Genomic DNA, 15,894 nt, shown 5'->3' with positions numbered 1-15,894 from the left:
CAGCCGCCCATCTTGTTGCGCGGCAGCTTGATCATCTCGCCGAAGCGGGCGCGCAGCTTGTCGTCGAGCAGCCGCGACACGTGGCGCGGGAAGCGTTCGGCCAGCACGCGCTTCTTCTCGGCGATCGCCCGCGAAAGGATGTCCGGTCGCCCCTTCTCGTTCCATTCCTTGGGCGAGAAACGGTCGCCGATGGCGGGATAGAAATACTCCGTCTGCATCAGCTTCAGCGTCTGCTCGTTGCCGAGATAATGGCCGGGACCCTGCAAACAAACGTCGGCAATGGTGTCGATCGACAGCGCCGCGTCGGTCACCTCGATGCCGCGCACGCAGCGCAGGCAGTGGCCGAGCATGTCGTTGTCGATGATCAGGCTTTCCAGGCAGAAGCCGAGCAGCGAGGCATGCATGCCGGCCGATTCATAGACGAGGTTGAGGCCGGACAGGCCCGCCATCACATTGGTGATGCCTTTCTCGTAGCCGGACTGGATGTCGGGAAGCTTTGAGTCCGTCATGCCGGCGGCCGAGCCGCCCGGCAGGTTGTAATATTGCGCCATCTGCGCGCAGGCGGCCGATAGCACCGCCTGCTCGGCCGAGCCGCCCGACATGGCGCCCGTCCTGAGGTCGGAGACGAACGGCCAGGTGCCGAAGATCGCCGGATGTCCGGGCTTGATGGCGTTGACATAGACGAGGCCCATCAGCACTTCCGCCACCGCCTGCACGACGGCTCCGGCAATTGCCGCCGGCGCGGTGGCGCCAGCCTGGCCGGCCGACAGGAGCAGGATCGGAATGCCACCCTCGACGCAGGCTTCCAGGACGCCGCAGGCATCCTCGGCGAACTTCATCGGCGGCACGACGAAGCAGTTCGAGTTGGACACGAACGGCCGGGCGCGAAAGTTCTCCTCGCCGCCGGCGATCGCATAGAGCATTTCCAGCGCCGGCTTCACGTTCTCGCGAACCGTGAAGGAGGTGCCGACATGCTTGGATGTCCCCATCACGCAGGCGTAGAGCGTGTTGAAGTCCATATCGAGCGGATCGGGAATGTCGCGCGGAACCATGGTGCGCTGGAAGAAATGGATGTTGTCCAGCCCATCGACCAGGCGGGCGGCGTCGTAGAGGTCCTGGAGCAGCGATTCGCGATATTCGCGCTTCTCGACGTCGACCAGGTGCACCGCGGCGCCCGCCGTGCCGAAATGCACGCGCTTGCCTTGAATCGTCATGTCGTGCTTCGGATCCTGGCCGTAGAGCGTGAAATTGCGGGCCGCCTTCTTGATCGTGTCCAGCACGAGCGCGCGGGGCAGACGGATGCGGCCATCGTCGCCATAAGTCGCGCCGGCCTTGGTCATAGCCTCGATGCAGGATGGAATGGCGTTGGCGAAGCCGACCGTCTCCAGGAGCGTCAGCACCGCTTCGTGGATGCGCTCACGGTCGTTCTGGCTCAATGGCCCATAGCTGCCGCCTTCAAGGCCGGGCCGTACCGGACGGACATCGTCGGCGAGCGGTGCCGCCCGCATGGCGCGGCGCGCTTCGCGCCCGCCGGACCGCCGCGAACGCTGGTCCGACAACGCTTCCTGCTTCTCGAGAGCCACTGACATGGAAAGCACTCCACCTTTAACTTTTCTGGGGCAGTGCGTGTGGCGGTTGGTCCACCGTTGGCCTGCCGCGTCCCCTTTATGCCTCGACTATGCCGCTGGCATTGGTGCAGCCTATGAGCCAGAGAATCCCGTCGAATATGCCAGGCCACTAAAGCAACCAAAGCAAAAGGGAGCCGGCTGCCGCCGACTCCCTTGAGGAAGCTTCGTCGATGATCAGGCTGCCGCGGGCCTGCGTCCGGCTGCGGTGGCCAGTTCCCGGATGCCCGGCTCGATATGCTGCAACGAGATCGAGGAGATGCCCAAACGCATGAAACGAGAGGGCTTTTCGCTGCGGTCGAAGAAGCGGTCGCCGGGCTCTATGATGACGCTGCGCGAAGCGGCCGCTTCGGCAAGGCCGCGTGAATCGGTGCCCCGCGGCCCTTCCAGCCAGAGCGACGTGCCGCCCGCCGAGTCGGTCGAACGCCATTCCGGCAGGAAAGCGGAAATCGCATGGACCAGACGCTTGCGCCGCTCGTCGAAGGCTGAGGACAGCCGGCGCACCAGCGCCTCGTGGTGGCCGAGCGACAGGAACAGCGCCACCGCGCGCTGGTTGTTCGCCGGCGGATGCCTGAGCATGAAGCGGCGCAGCGCTCGCAGTTCGGCGATCAGCCCCGCCGAAGCCACGATGTAGCCAAGCCTCAGGCCCGGAGCCAGCGTCTTCGACATCGAGCCGACATAGATGACGCGACCCGAACGGTCGAGGCTCTTCAGCGCCTGCTGCGGCGCCTCGTCGAGAAGCTGGCTGTCATAGCCGTCCTCGATGATGATCTGGTTGTTGCGGTTGGCCCGCGCCAGGAGGTCCTGCCGCCGCTCCGGCGACAGCGGCACCATCGTCGGGCAATGGTGGCTGGGGGTGACGAAGACGAAGCCGGAATCGCTTGGAATTGCCGAGGTCACGATGCCGGACTGGTCCACGGGAACCGGCTGGATGTCTGCGCCCGCCAGCCGGAAGATCGATCGGGCATCCGGGTAGCCGGGGTCTTCCATCGCCACCTTCGAGCCCTTGGTCATCAGCAGTGAAGCGAGCATATAGAGTGCGTTCTGCGCGCCCAGCGTCACGATGATCTCGTCCGGATTGGCGAAGATGCCGCGCCGCGGCAGAAGCCGCGCCTGGATCTGCTCGATCAGCAGCGGATCGTCACGGTCGACCATGTCGGACGCCCAGTTGCGGATCTCGAGCACCGCCAGCGCCATGCGGTTGCATTCGCGCCATTCCGCGGTTGGGAACAGCGCCGGGTCGAACTGGCCGTAGACGAACGGGTAGGAGGACTTGATCCAGTTGTCGTGCTTGGCCGGCGGCGGCATGTCGCTGGCGGCGATCTGTCGGCGCGCCTTCCAGTCGATCTCGTTCTGCTGGTCCGGCGCCTTCTGGTGCGGCTTGGCGGGCGTGGCCAGCACGTCAGGATTGACGAAATGGCCGCGCCGCTCGCGCGCCACCAGGAAGCCCTGGTCAACCAACTGCTGGAAGGCCAGCACAACAGTGCCACGGGCAACCCCCAGTTTTTCCGCCAGAATCCGGCACGACGGCAGCGGCATCGACGCGGCGATCTGCCGATCGAGAATGGCTGCGACGATCGCTTGGCGGATCTGCGCCTGGAGGGTCTGGCCGGATTCGGCCGAAATCCGGAACAGGCCGGACCATATGGCCGTGTCATTGCGCTGTGGCATGGGAAATCTTCCTTGGATGGCCAGCTGTTTCCACTTGGCTGGACCAGTCGACTGTAGTGGTGGCACAAGGGGTTGCGCCAATCAATTTTTCTGATCGCTGGGATTTATGCCAGTGATCCATTGGTCACGAAGTGATCCATTGCATGATCAATTCATGCTGCGGCGCATCATCAAAGCGTGATGCCGTGCCGCGTCGCGACGCTTGAACGAAACGGAAATCGGCTCGATAGAATGACGCGACGACACGCGCCGGAAACATCCGGCCTGCTAGTATCAATCTAAAAACCTGCCGGGAGCCTGCCAGTGGACCAGTCAGCCTTCGACAAGCAACTCGCCGCCCTGCGTGACCAGCGCGCGGCCGCCAAAGGCACTATGCGCGAGGCTTTCGCGGCCGATCCCAAGCGCTTCGAGAAGTTTTCAGCTAGCGACGACCACCTCCTGCTTGACTGGTCGAAATGCGCCGTCGACGCCGACACCATGGCAATGCTGGAGAAGCTGGCCGGAGCCGCCGATCTCGAAGGCCGCCGCGCGGCCATGTTCGAAGGCAAGAAGATCAACATCACGGAAAATCGCGCCGTGCTGCACACGGCGCTGCGCAACCTGACCGGCAAGGGCATCGTGCTCGACGGCCAGGACGTGAAGAAGGACGTGATCGCGGTGCTCGACGCCATGGGGGCGTTCGCCGACGACATCCGTTCGGGCAAGGCCGCCGGCGCCACCGGCAAGAAGATCACCGACATCGTCAACATCGGCATCGGCGGCTCGGACCTAGGCCCCGCCATGGTCACGCTCGCGCTGGCGCCTTATCACGACGGACCGCGCGCGCATTACGTCTCGAATGTCGACGGCGCCCACATCCACGACACGCTGAAGGGCCTTTCCCCCGAGACGACGCTGTTCATCATCGCCTCCAAGACCTTCACCACCGTCGAGACGATGACCAATGCCGAGACGGCGCGCAAATGGGTGGAGAAGGCGCTGGGCAAGGAGGCGATCGGCAAGCATTTCGCCGCCGTCTCGACCGCGCTCGATCTGGTGGCGAAGTTCGGCATCGCTTCCGACCGCGTCTTCGGCTTCTGGGACTGGGTCGGCGGCCGCTACTCGGTGTGGAGCGCCATCGGCCTGCCGGTGATGATCGCCGTCGGACCGCGCGACTTCCGCGCCTTCCTGGACGGCGCGCATGAGATGGACGAGCATTTCCGCGACGCGCCGCTACAGCAGAATCTGCCGGTTTTGCTGGGGCTGATCGGCTGGTGGCACCGCGTCGTCTGCAAATATCCGGCGCGCGCTGTCATTCCTTACGACCAGCGCCTGTCCAGGCTGCCAGCCTACCTGCAGCAGCTTGACATGGAATCGAACGGCAAGAGCGTCACTCTGGACGGCAATGCGGTCACTACGCCGACAGGCCCGCTGGTGTGGGGCGAGCCAGGCACCAATGGCCAGCACGCCTTCTTCCAGCTCTTGCACCAGGGCACCGATTTCATTCCAGTCGAATTCCTCGCCGCCGCCGTCGGTCACGAGCCCGAAATGAAGCATCAGCACGATCTGTTGCTCGCCAACTGCCTGGCGCAGTCGGAAGCCTTCATGAAGGGTCGGACCTTGGAAGAAGCCCGCGCGCAGATGCTGGCCAAGGGTATGAAGCCCGCCGATGTCGACCGCATCGCGCCGCATCGTGTGTTCTCGGGCAACCGTCCTTCGCTGACGATCCTCTATCGCAAGCTCGACCCGCGCACGCTCGGCCGGGTGATCGCGCTCTACGAGCATCGCGTCTTCGTCGAAGGGACCTTGTTCAACATCAACTCTTTCGACCAGTGGGGGGTCGAGCTCGGCAAGGAATTGGCGACCGGCCTGCTGCCTGTCGTGGAAGGCAAGGAGACTGCCGCAAAACGCGACGCCTCGACTGCCGGGTTGGTGGCTTACATCCACCAATTGCGTGGCGCGGAGTAAAAGGATTGACGGACATCAAGGGAATTCTGTTCGACAAGGATGGGACACTTGTCGACTTCAACGCCACGTGGCTTGGCGTTGCCGACTTCATGGCCATGGATGCCGCCGACGGTGATCGCTGGAAGGCGGATCGGCTGCTCGCCGCGGCCGGCTTCGACTTCGCCACCAAGCGCTTCAAGCCCGATTCGATCTTTGCCTCAGGCTCGAACCTGGATGTGGTCGAGCTCTGGTTTCCGCGGCTGTCCAACGAGGACCAGATGCTCGCCGTCGCCCGTTTCAACGAGATCACCTCGGTGCAGGGCTCGGCCATGGCGGTCGCGCTGCCCGGCGTCGTCGACTCGCTGAGGGCGCTTCACAAGCGGGCCTATCGGCTGGGCGTCGCCACCAATGATTCGACCAGCGGCGCTGAAAAGACGCTCGCCACGCTCGGCGTCGCGCAGCTCTTTGAAGCCGCCTATGGCTACGATGCGGTCGCCAATTCCAAGCCGGCGCCAGACACGGTTCTGGCCTTCTGCGATCTTACGGGTCTGAAACCGAGCGAGATCGCCATGGTCGGCGACAATCGTCACGATCTGGAAATGGCGCGCGCCGGCGGCTGCGGGCTGGCGGTCGGCGTTCTCTCCGGCACCGGGACGAGGGACTCGCTGTCGCCGATGGCCGATGTCGTTCTCGATTCGGTCGCCGACCTGCCGGATTTCCTCTCGGCGCGGGTGAGCGTGCCAGCCGGCTAGTCAGTCTTTTCCTAAACGAAAGCGAAGACACTGCTCGGCTTCGGTTCACCGCCGCCGCTTCCGCCGACGTCCGGCACCTGGTATTCGCCGAGCAGGCAGAGCCGCGACCTGGGCAGCCAGGCGCGGCCGGGGTCGCCGACCAGCACGTCGATGCCGGCCGCGAGGCAGCGCTCGAAAAATGGGATGACGCGCCGCGCGACATCCTCGCCGTAAAAGACGTCGCCGGCGAGCACCAGGTCGACGGCGGGCGGCGGACCGCTGGTGATGTCCTCCCCGATCACTGTGATGTCGACGCCATTGGCGGCCGCGTTGAGGCCGAGCGCGGCGATGCCGTTGCGGTCAATTTCCGCCGCGGTCACCGCGCGCGCTCCAGCTTTTGCAGCGGCGATGCCGACGAGGCCGGAGCCGGCGCCGAAGTCGAGCACGCGTTTGCCGGCCGCGATCGACGGACGGTCCAGCACATAGCGGGCCAGCACCGCGCCGCCGGCCCAGGGGTAGGCCCAGTATGGCGGTTGCGGTTCGGACGCCATTTCGTCGCCGTCGTCCGGCTCGAGGAGGTGCCTTAACCCGCTGCCGGGGTGGGCCATGTAAAGGCGGATTTCCGGCAGCGAAGGCACCGGTGCAAGCCGCATGTTCGACTCGATGAACGCCGCCGGATCGACGCCCTTGGATGGCTCGGGCGTTCCGGCGACCGGCGGATCGCTCAAATCTATTCCCGCAGCGCGCGCCGCAGGATCTTGCCGACCGGGGTCTTCGGCAGCTCGGTGCGGAATTCGATGTATTTCGGCCGCTTGTAGCCGGTCAGGTTCTCGCGGCAATAGGCGGTGAGCGCTTCGACCGTCAGCGCCGGATCCTTCTTGACCACGAACAGCTTCGGCACTTCGCCCGAATGCTCGTCCGGCACGCCGATCGCCGCAACTTCGAGCACGCCGGGATGCTGCGCCACGACCTCTTCCAGCTCATTCGGATAGACATTGAAGCCGGAGACCAGGATCATGTCCTTCTTGCGGTCGACGATCTTGGTATAGCCGCGCTCGTCCATGAAGCCCATGTCGCCCGACTTGAAGAAACCGTCCTTGGTCATCACCTTGGCGGTTTCATCGGGGCGGTTCCAGTAGCCGGCCATCACCTGCGGACCGCGGATGCAGATCTCTCCGACTTCGCCGAGCGGCACATTGTTGCCGTCGTCGTCGCGGATGGCGATCTCCGTCGAAGGCAGCGGCAGGCCGATCGTGCCGGTGAACTCGCTGGAGGTGAACTTGTTGGCGGTCGCCACCGGCGAGGTCTCGGACAGGCCATAGCCCTCGCTCACCGCGCAGCCGGTGAGCGCCTTCCAGCGCTCGGCCACGCCCTTCTGCACCGCCATGCCGCCGCCCAGCGTCAGGATCAGCGGCTTGAAGTCGAGCTTGCGGAAATCCTCATTGTTGAGCAGCGCGTTGAATAGCGTGTTGAGGCCGGGGAAGATGTGGACCGGATATTTACGCAGCTCCTTGACGAAGCCCGGAATGTCGCGCGGGTTCGGGATGAGCACGTTCTGGGCGCCCTGCTGCATGCCCATCAGCGCGTTCACCGTCAGTGCGAAGATATGGTATAGCGGCAGCGCGCAGATGAAATTGAGATGCGCCGGCTTGGGCTTGATCGTGTAGGCGTCTTCCACCCAAAGCGAGTTCTGCACGACGTTGGCCAGCACGTTGCGATGCAGCAGCGTCGCACCCTTCGAGACGCCCGTCGTGCCGCCGGTATATTGCAGGAAGGCGATGTCATCGGCGGAGACTGCTACCGGCCTGAAGGCGATCGCCGAGCCCGCCTTGACCGCGTCGTTGAACTTGACATGTCCGGGCAGCGACCATGCCGGCACCATCTTCTTCACCCGCCGCACGACGAGATTGACGATCGCGCCCTTGAGGCCGCCCAGCAGATCGCCCATCGCCGCGACCACGACATGCTTGACCGGCGTCCTGGCAATCACCGCCTGCAGCGTGCCGGCGAAATTCTCGAGGATGACGATAGCCTGCGCGCCGGAATCCTTGAGCTGGTGCTCCAGCTCGCGCGGCGTGTAGAGCGGATTGACGTTCACCACGGTGTAGCCGGCGCGCAGCACCGCCATCATCGCCACCGGATATTGCAGCACGTTGGGCATCATCAGTGCGACGCGCGCGCCTTTCTCCAGTCCCTTCGACTGCAGATAGGCGCCGAACGCCGCCGAAAGCCGCTCGAGCTCCGCATAGGCGATCGACTTACCCACGCACACGAAGGCCGGCCGACCGGCAAACTGCTTGCAGGCGCCGACGAGGAAGTCGCCGATGGAGCCATAGGGCAGGGGGCCGATGTCGGCCGGCATGTTCTTCGGATAGTTCTTGAGCCACGGCTTGTCCGGCAGCCCGGCTGCGAGCTGCGCGAGTGCCTGCGGCAAGCGTTTGCTCGGCGCGGAGGCGGGCTTGGCCGCGCTCGCGGCCGGCGCGGCCTTTCCGTTTGGTTTGCTGGCCTTGGCTTTTGAAGCAGTTGGTCTGGCATCTGCCTTTGCCGGCTTGGCCGCGGCCGGCTTGGTGGCGGCCTTCGGCTTCGAAGCGGTCTTGGCGGCTGACGCCTTGGACGCGTTGGCATCGGCGGCCTTTGCTTTGGCCGGGGGCGTCGTCTTTTCTGTTTTTGCCACCTGTCCCTCCCTGTTGCCTCTGGTCTCGATGCCTTGCCGCGCCCGCTTCCAGACCGGAAGCGTCCTCCGCGCCTGTTGCGGATTCCTCGGGAAATCCAGCCTGCAACTATGTATTGCCTCTATCGGCGGCCGTGCAAGTCTTGCCCCAGCGGCAGGACGGGGAAAGATTTGCCGTCGAAAGCCCGACGCCAGGACTGCAACGAACGCTTGTTTGCAGGTGCCGAAGACGCCGCTTCGAACATCGCGGCTTAGAAGTGAACAATTCCGGACAAAGGCCGCCGGCTCTTTCCCGGCGGCTCGCGGCCTACGCCAGCATGAAGCGCAGCGCCCGCTGGATATCGAAGAAATCCGTCGCGGAAATAGCCACCGCGCGAGGCCCGTGAGCGCGCGCGCCCGGATACCACGAGGCCCGGTAGGCGTCCGACGGATTGCAGAACTCGACGACCGCTTCGTAGCTCTCCGCCGCCTGCGGCATAAGTTCGGTGAGATCGCCCGAAAGCGCCTTCGCGACACCTTCTCGGATCAGCGCGCGGGCCCGGGCCGGCGACAGCGAATTGGCGGCGCGACCCGCGCCCTCCAATGTCTCTACCGTCGCAATACCGGGAACCATCGCGCGAGCGTCGGCGCAGATGCCCGCATCGCCAGCGAGGAATGCCGAGGGCACGCCGTAACCGGCCGCGCAGCGCGCGTTCATCGTGAACTCGGAAGCGACTTCGCCGTTCAGCAGCAGCCGCGAGATACGGGTCGTCGTGGTGTGCGCGAGAGGGTTTGTCTCGGTTCCCGCCTTGGAGTGGTAGCCGACATAGAGCGCGGCTGCGAAACCACCGGCCAGGCCGAACATCATGCCATCGGGATGGCCCGACCAGCCGCGGATGATGCGGACATAATCAGGCAGCAGATCGACAATGAGGTTGCGACCGCTGTCATGTGCGTCCTTGACGACGACTTCTTCGGCGCCGGCTGCGCGTGCGCCCTCGCAGACGGCAACCACCTCGGCCGTCATCAAGGCGCGGAACTCGCGGTAATCGGCATGGCTGCGATTGGCCTCGTCCCAATGGGCGATGCCGGCTGTGCCTTCGATGTCGGCGCTGACAAACACCTTCATGGCAACGGGTTCTCCTTCAACCATTGGCAAAGCGCGGGAAACGTCCGGCCCGCGCGGCCGGCCATGGCGGGCGCGGCACAAAGCGCATTGAGCACTGCCTCCTGCGTCGCCTCCGTGGCGGCACGGAACGGCATGTCGATACGATCCTCGGCAAGCTGGCGCACCGGCTGGAAGGCGGCTCTCGGCTCATGCGCCACCGGATCGGCCGTCGTGAAGCACAGCGCGATATCACCGCTGCCATTGCCCCAGAAGGCACCCAGGCGAGCCAGTCCGGCGCCCGCCCGGCGAGCGACGCGGCGGAGTTGGCGGTCGCCAAGCGGCAGGTCGGTGGCGAGAATGACGATGACCGAGCCCTTTTCCGCTTCCGCCGTATCGATCGGATTCGGGCGCCGGCCATCCGGAAGCACCAGATCGCCGGCGCGCCCGAAATTGGCCAGCACCAGGGCGCCAAGTACGTAATCATGCTTGTCGATCCGCATCAGGCGCGAGGCGGAGCCGATTCCGGCCTTGAAGCCGAAGGATGTCATGCCGGTTCCGGCCCCGATCGCGCCTTGCGGCACCTCGCCGCCCTTGGCGTCGGCGAGTGCCGCTTCGACTTCGGCGGCGGTGACGGCCATGGCCTGGATGTCGTTGATCGCGCCGTCATTGCATTCGAAGACCAGCGGATTGACCGTGGATGTCTTGCGCCCGATCTCCGGGTTGGCAGCTATCGCCCGGCGCGCCAGCGTTTGCGCGCAGGCGGAGACGGAGAAGGTGTTGGTCAAAAGGATCGGGGTCTCGACCGTTCCCATTTCGGCGACCTGCATCAGGCCTACCGACTTCCCGAAACCATTGATCACCTCGACCCCCGCGCGAACCTTGTGGCGGAAGAGGTCACCTTGATGCGGGAGAATGGCGGTGACACCGGTGGCGAGGCCATCGCCATGCAGCGTGCAATGGCCGACCGTCACCCCGCCGACATCGGTGATGGCGTTGAGCGGCCCTGGCGGGAGGAGGCCCGAACCCAGGCCGAGATCGCGTGCTGACGGCATGCCGAGCCTTTTCATCGTCCCTAGAGCATGATGCCGAAAAGTGTGAAGCGGTTTTCGGACGACATCATGCTCGATCTCTTTGATTTAGAGCCGGATTCAAATTTCAGGTCGACCCGACCTGAAATCATCCGGCTCTAGGTCAGAGGCGCCCGGCCTTTTTCAGGCTGCGCAGGAACGCCTGTGTGCGTTCGCCCCTCGGATTGCCGAAGATCTCCGCGGGCGGCCCCTGTTCATAGACTGTTCCCGACTGAAGGAAACAGATCCTGTCGGCAACCTCGCGGGCAAATCCCATTTCATGCGTGGCGAGCATCATCGTCATTCCGCGAGCCGCAAGGTCGCGCACGATGTCGAGCACTTCGGCGACGAGTTCGGGATCGAGGGCCGAGGTGATCTCATCCAGCAGAAGCAGCATCGGGTCCATCATCAGGGCACGCACGATTGCCACGCGCTGCTGCTGGCCGCCCGAGAGCCGGTCGGGATAGTCGCCCGCCTTGTGAGCAAGGCCGATGCGCTCGAGAAAGGCCATCGCCTTGTCCCGTGCCTCGCGCCGGCCCATGCCTATCACCTTAAGGGGCGCGAGCGTTGTGTTCTCCAGAACCGTCATGTGAGGGAAGAGATTGTATCCCTGGAAGACGATGCCGATGTCGCGCCGCAGCCGGTCGAGGTCCACCCCGGGCCCGGTGATCCGGTCGCCATGGATGCGGATCTCGCCGAGCGAAATCTCCTCCAGCCGGTTGATGCAGCGCAGCAGCGTGGACTTGCCGCAACCGGATGGGCCGATCAGGCAGATCACCTCATGCTCGTCGACCGACAGCGACAGGTTCGAAATGACCTCCAGCGGGCCGTAGCGCTTGGTCACGCCGTTTATTTCAAGCAGCGCCATGCTTCAGCCTCCCGCCCGGATCCGGCGCCGGTCGCGATCGATCAGCCGGTCGACGAAGCGTGCCTGGGGAATGGTGATGACGATGAACAGGATAGCCACCGTCGTCACCGCCGACAGGTTGAAATTGTTTGCCGCGATGATCTTGGACTGGTTGAAGGCGTCGATGGTGCCGATGATGGCCACCAGCGCCGTGTCCTTCTGCAGGCTGATGCAGTTGTTCATCAGCGGCGGGATGATGTTGCGCACGGCGAGCGGCACGACGACGTAGCGCATCGTCCGGAAATGGCTGAGCCCGAGCGACCGGGCGGCGGCGACTTGGCTGTGATGAACCCCTTCGATGCCGGCACGGTAGACCTCGGAAGTGTAGGCGCCATAGGTCAGGGTCAGCGCGATGATCGCATAGGTCGTCGAGGACAGATGCGACAGCACCGGCAGGTTGGTGAGCGGCAAGCCGAAGCCGATCAGATAGATGGTGATAATGGCCGGCAAGCCGCGAAAAAGGTCGCCATAGGCGATTGCCAGGAAGCGCAGGGGCCGGCCCGCTTCGCCGGGAAGCGTTCGGGCGACCGCAACCACCAGCGACCAGATCAGGATCAGCACCGCCGAGACCGCGAAGATGGTGATGTTCGTGCCGAACGCCCACAGCACCTTGCCTGCCGATTGGCGGATCAGCGCGAGATCGAAGAAGGTGCGGCTGACGGCGGCGTCGTTCACCACCATGAACCATGCACAGACGGTCACGATCAGCAGGGCTCCGCACCAGGAGATCGCCTGCCATGAGGCCATCGAGGCATCGGCTCCAAGCGCGCGGGCGGCATGGATATCGGTGCTGCGGGCAGAAGCGAGTGATTTCAGGAAGGCCCGCACGGCCATGACCAGTACGACCGCCGCGGCCAGCGCCGCGACGATTCCCGGCACCAGCACGGCGGCAGAAGGGATGCCCTGTGAGACCGCGAAGGAGCCGATATGCTGTGCCGAGACCGCAACGGCCATGAAGGTCAGCGCGGCCACGGCAAGGGTCAGTGCTGCGCGGCCGCGGTGTGTGCGAGTGACGGAGCGGGCGCGCCATTTGGCGGCGCGCCCTTCGTCCGATACCGCGAGGTGACCGGGTGCTTCCATAGGGTCAGTATTTCCAGACCGGAACGTCGGCCGGCGTCTTGCCGCCCCAGGCGGGTGCCAGGTACTGGGCCTCAAGCTCCTTCAGCGTGCCGTCTTCCTTCATCTCGGCGATGATCTTGTCGATCACGGGCTTCGCCGATGATCCCTTCGGATAGATTCCTGCGGTCTCGCCGCCGGTCTGGTATTGGCCGATAACGGCGAGCTTGCCGTTCGAGGCGGCAACCTGGCCGAGCACGACCGACAGGTCGGTCATGACCACGTCGACATTGCCCGCCGCGACTGCGGTGAACATGGCGCCGGTGTCGTCGAAGACCGACAGGTTCTTCGCCTGCAGTGTATCCTGCGCCCAGGACACCATGGTCGTGCCGGCCTGCGTGCCGAACTTGGCGTCGCGCACGTTCTCCGCCGTCACGCTCGATCCGGCCTTGGCCGCCAGGCCATAGGAGCCGAAGGCATAGGGCGTCGAGAAGTCGACCACCTTCTTGCGCGGCTCGGTCACCGAGATCAGCGCCAGCGCGATGTCGAAGTCCTTGTTCTGGCCCGCGACGATGGAATCGAACGAGGCGTTCTTCAGGACGACCTTTTCGAGGCCGAGACGATGGGCGATGTTGACCGCCATGCAGAACTCGCGCCCGCTGGTGATCGTCTCCGGCGTGTCGCCGTTGAATTCGCCGACAGCCGGCAGATTGATGATGACGGTGAACTGGCCGGCAACCGCAGGGGTGATTTGCTCCGTGCCCTGCTTGCCGTAGAGCTTGCATTCGCCGTAGCCCTCGGCTGCGTTCGCGGTGCCCGCCATGGCTATCAGCGAGCCGAGGGCGAGGCCGATCATCTTCCTGTTGAATTTCATTTAGTTCTCCTCTTGGTGGTCTTCGGGTTATGGTTATGGATGAACTGGCTCGGCGCCGAGCGCGGCTTCGATGTAGTAGGACTGCAGGCGACGGGTCATCGGACCGGGTCGACCGTCTCCGATCTCGGCATCGCCGATCTTCACCACGGGCGTGACGAAGGACGAGGCGCTGGTGGCGAAGGCTTCCGCCGCCGCCCGTGCTTCGTCGGGCGAGAAGGCGCGCTCTTCGAGGCGCAGGCCATGGCCATCGCAGAGCCGCAGCACCGCCTTGCGGGTGCAGCCCGGCAGGGTCGACCGCGAGTTGGGCCGCGTGACGACGCGGCCGTCGGCGGTGATGATGAAAGCTGTCGAAGAAGACCCTTCGGTGACCAGGCCGTCTTCCACCATCCAGACATCGTCAAACCCCGCGGTCCGGGCCTGGCGCTTCGCCAGCACCTGGCCCAGCAGCATCGCGGTCTTGATGTCGCGCCTCGCCCAACGCAGGTCCTCGGCCAGGTCGACGGCGATGCCGTTTCTTTGCGCGGGTGTGTCGGCGAGCTTCCTTGCCTGGGTGAAGGCGATGAGGTTCGGTGCGAGCCCCTCCGGATAGAGAAAGTCGCGGTCGGCCTCGCCACGCGAAACCTGCAGGTAGATCGTGCCTTCGCGAAGCTCGTTGCGTGTCACGAGCTCTGCCTGAATCTGCTCGAGCCGGCTTCGCGGCACGGGCATCGGGATGGACAGAGAGGCCAGCGAGCGCTCGAACCGGTCGAGGTGAAGATCGTTGTCGATCAGCCGCCCGGCGAGTACGGCCGTCACCTCGTAGATGGCATCGCCGAACAGGAAGCCCCGGTCGAAGATGCTGACGCGGGCATCCTCCTCAGGCCTGAAATCACCGTTGCTATAGACGATCCTTCCCACGCGGGTCGCATCCTTCCGTGTCGTACGAGCGTTGCGCAGCACTCTTCTTCGGCTTTGGCCAACTGCGCCAATTCATTTTCGACAAAGGCCCATTCCAAAATTGCATAATATTTTGAAATCAACGCGCTATCGAAGGGTCAGAAGCGCCCCATACGCGCAGGAGAGCACGGGAAGTGGAACTCAAATGGCTGGAAGATTTCATTGCCGTTGCGGAAACTTTCAGCTTTTCACGGGCGGCCGAGATCCGGCACGTCACCCAGTCGGCGTTGAGCCGGCGCATCAAGCAGCTGGAGGCCTGGCTCGGCGCCACCCTGATCAGCCGCGCCACCATGCCCGCGGAGCTCACGCCAGCCGGAAGGAACTTCCTGCCGGTGGCGCGTGAGGTTATCCGCACGTTCTATATCTCCAGGGAAATGCTGCAGCCGGTCGCCGAGCCGGGAATGATCCGGCTTGCCGCGCTCCATACCCTGACAGTCACCTTCTTTCCGACCTGGCTTCGCGGCCTTGAGGCGGAGATGCCGGGTTTGCGGACGTCGCTCATTCCCGACCGCGGCGGGATCGAGGCGAACCTTGCGGCATTGACCGACGGCGAGGCGGATTTCTTCCTGACCTATGCGCATCAGGACGTGGCCTTCCACCTCGATCGGGAACGCTTCGATTTCATCGTCATCGGCAACGACAAGGTAATCCCGGTCAGCGCGCCCGAGCTTCGCATCCGCAATCAGCTCGTGCCCGGCGCCGGCTTGCTTGAGCGGGCGGTGGCCGGGCGCATGGTCGTGCCTTATCTGAGCTATGGTTTCAGCTCCTTCTTCGGCGTGGCGCTGCAGCGTCTCTTTGCGACGCGACCAGATTTCCTGCGTCGCACCGTGCACGAGAACACTATCAGCGCCGGCCTGAAGACGCTGGCTCTGACGGGGACCGGGCTATGCTGGCTTCCGGAGAGCCTGATTGAGGGCGAACTGCGAGCCGGATCGCTCGTGCCGGCAGCTGAAGGCGAGGACTGGCAACTCGACCTGCAGATACGCCTTTACCGAGCGCTCGATGGCAGCACTGCGATCACCGACACCTTCTGGAAAGCCGCCCAGGCGGTTGCCTCGCGGAACAAGGTTGAGGACGCCTCCCCGCGGCACGGAGCGGGTGGCGGCCGGCGATTTTCGGGAGGCTGTCGATCAATAAAAAAATGCAGTCGTTAACAATATCGTGAGCAGAAAATTCTGCTCATTTTTTCTGCCATTCGAGCAAATTGCGGAATCTTTTCCTGCTTCCCGTGGGGTACGCAAACGGGGTGTTCCAAAGCCCGGAAAACGGTGCTTATATGCGCCCTTCGCGAGCCTGATAGAGGGGCTTGGGAGAACATCAGGGAGTGCTCAATGAAAAAGACA

At 64.4% G+C, this 15,894-nt stretch carries 13 protein-coding genes; 3 read left to right on the top strand and 10 right to left on the bottom strand.

Annotated elements, in window-relative coordinates; genetic code table 11:
* Both Q0L57_RS24255 and Q0L57_RS24250 read right to left on the bottom strand, forming a co-directional pair.
* Positions 1-1,589, bottom strand: a 1,589-nt coding sequence (locus Q0L57_RS24255; protein WP_296745597.1) for a trimethylamine methyltransferase family protein, incomplete at its 3' end; no start/stop codon positions are given.
* A gap of 213 nt (positions 1,590-1,802) precedes the next feature.
* Positions 1,803-3,296 carry a PLP-dependent aminotransferase family protein gene (locus tag Q0L57_RS24250; RefSeq protein WP_296745596.1) on the bottom strand — a complete coding sequence of 498 codons (1,494 nt, stop codon included), beginning with the start codon at positions 3,294-3,296 and terminating at the stop codon, positions 1,803-1,805.
* A 303-nt stretch (positions 3,297-3,599) separates the two neighbouring features.
* On the opposite strand from Q0L57_RS24250, the gene pgi reads away from it, so the two are divergent.
* Both pgi and Q0L57_RS24240 read left to right on the top strand, forming a co-directional pair.
* Entirely contained in the window at positions 3,600-5,243 is a 1,644-nt protein-coding gene (pgi, locus tag Q0L57_RS24245; protein WP_296745595.1) for a glucose-6-phosphate isomerase, read from the top strand.
* A 5-nt stretch (positions 5,244-5,248) separates the two neighbouring features.
* Entirely contained in the window at positions 5,249-5,974 is a 726-nt protein-coding gene (locus Q0L57_RS24240) for an HAD family hydrolase (RefSeq protein ID WP_296745594.1), read from the top strand.
* Positions 5,975-5,985: 11 nt separating this feature from the next.
* On the opposite strand, the gene Q0L57_RS24235 is transcribed toward Q0L57_RS24240, so the two are convergent.
* The 8 genes from Q0L57_RS24235 to Q0L57_RS24200 form a co-directional block, all read right to left on the bottom strand.
* The gene (locus tag Q0L57_RS24235; RefSeq protein WP_296745598.1) at positions 5,986-6,606 is read right to left on the bottom strand and encodes a methyltransferase; all 621 of its coding nucleotides are present in this window, start codon (positions 6,604-6,606) and stop codon (positions 5,986-5,988) included.
* 77 nt (positions 6,607-6,683) lie between these two features.
* Positions 6,684-8,627 carry a long-chain fatty acid--CoA ligase gene (locus Q0L57_RS24230; RefSeq protein WP_296745593.1) on the bottom strand — a complete coding sequence of 648 codons (1,944 nt, stop codon included), beginning with the start codon at positions 8,625-8,627 and terminating at the stop codon, positions 6,684-6,686.
* A gap of 304 nt (positions 8,628-8,931) precedes the next feature.
* Positions 8,932-9,732 carry a M55 family metallopeptidase gene (locus tag Q0L57_RS24225; protein WP_296745592.1) on the bottom strand — a complete coding sequence of 267 codons (801 nt, stop codon included), beginning with the start codon at positions 9,730-9,732 and terminating at the stop codon, positions 8,932-8,934.
* On the bottom strand, positions 9,729-10,763 hold the full coding sequence (locus Q0L57_RS24220; protein WP_296745590.1) for a P1 family peptidase: 1,035 nt from the start codon (positions 10,761-10,763) through the stop codon (positions 9,729-9,731). Before Q0L57_RS24220 ends, Q0L57_RS24225 begins: the two co-directional genes overlap by 4 nt.
* A 139-nt stretch (positions 10,764-10,902) precedes the next feature.
* Entirely contained in the window at positions 10,903-11,646 is a 744-nt protein-coding gene (locus Q0L57_RS24215) for an amino acid ABC transporter ATP-binding protein (RefSeq protein ID WP_292581497.1), read from the bottom strand.
* A 3-nt stretch (positions 11,647-11,649) separates the two neighbouring features.
* On the bottom strand, positions 11,650-12,765 hold the full coding sequence (locus tag Q0L57_RS24210; RefSeq protein WP_296745588.1) for an amino acid ABC transporter permease: 1,116 nt from the start codon (positions 12,763-12,765) through the stop codon (positions 11,650-11,652).
* A 4-nt stretch (positions 12,766-12,769) separates the two neighbouring features.
* Positions 12,770-13,615, bottom strand: coding sequence for an ABC transporter substrate-binding protein (locus tag Q0L57_RS24205; protein WP_296745587.1), 846 nt, complete (start codon positions 13,613-13,615; stop codon positions 12,770-12,772).
* A 33-nt stretch (positions 13,616-13,648) separates the two neighbouring features.
* Positions 13,649-14,512: a D-amino-acid transaminase gene (locus tag Q0L57_RS24200; RefSeq protein ID WP_296745586.1), complete on the bottom strand. Its 864-nt coding sequence runs from the start codon at positions 14,510-14,512 to the stop codon at positions 13,649-13,651.
* Between the two features lie 173 nt (positions 14,513-14,685).
* Here Q0L57_RS24200 and Q0L57_RS24195 point away from each other — a divergent pair, with 173 nt between their 5' ends.
* Positions 14,686-15,705: a LysR family transcriptional regulator gene (locus Q0L57_RS24195; RefSeq protein WP_296745585.1), complete on the top strand. Its 1,020-nt coding sequence runs from the start codon at positions 14,686-14,688 to the stop codon at positions 15,703-15,705.
* Positions 15,706-15,894: the final 189 nt, after the last annotated feature.

The sequence above is a fragment of the Mesorhizobium sp. genome (assembly GCF_024509055.1).
Taxonomy (GTDB): Bacteria; Pseudomonadota; Alphaproteobacteria; order Rhizobiales; family Rhizobiaceae; genus Mesorhizobium.
This window is presented reverse-complemented; position numbering and strand designations above follow the sequence as displayed.

Bases quoted from the DNA above. Each gene is read 5' to 3' on its own strand.
- Q0L57_RS24250 (WP_296745596.1), bottom strand. From the start codon at position 3,296: ATGCCACAGCGCAATGACACGGCCATATGGTCCGGCCTGTTCCGGATT.
- Q0L57_RS24235 (WP_296745598.1), bottom strand. From the start codon at position 6,606: ATGCGGCTTGCACCGGTGCCTTCGCTGCCGGAAATCCGCCTTTACATG.
- Q0L57_RS24225 (WP_296745592.1), bottom strand. From the start codon at position 9,732: ATGAAGGTGTTTGTCAGCGCCGACATCGAAGGCACAGCCGGCATCGCC.
- Q0L57_RS24220 (WP_296745590.1), bottom strand. From the start codon at position 10,763: ATGCCGTCAGCACGCGATCTCGGCCTGGGTTCGGGCCTCCTCCCGCCA.
- Q0L57_RS24215 (WP_292581497.1), bottom strand. From the start codon at position 11,646: ATGGCGCTGCTTGAAATAAACGGCGTGACCAAGCGCTACGGCCCGCTG.
- Q0L57_RS24210 (WP_296745588.1), bottom strand. From the start codon at position 12,765: ATGGAAGCACCCGGTCACCTCGCGGTATCGGACGAAGGGCGCGCCGCC.
- Q0L57_RS24205 (WP_296745587.1), bottom strand. From the start codon at position 13,615: ATGAAATTCAACAGGAAGATGATCGGCCTCGCCCTCGGCTCGCTGATA.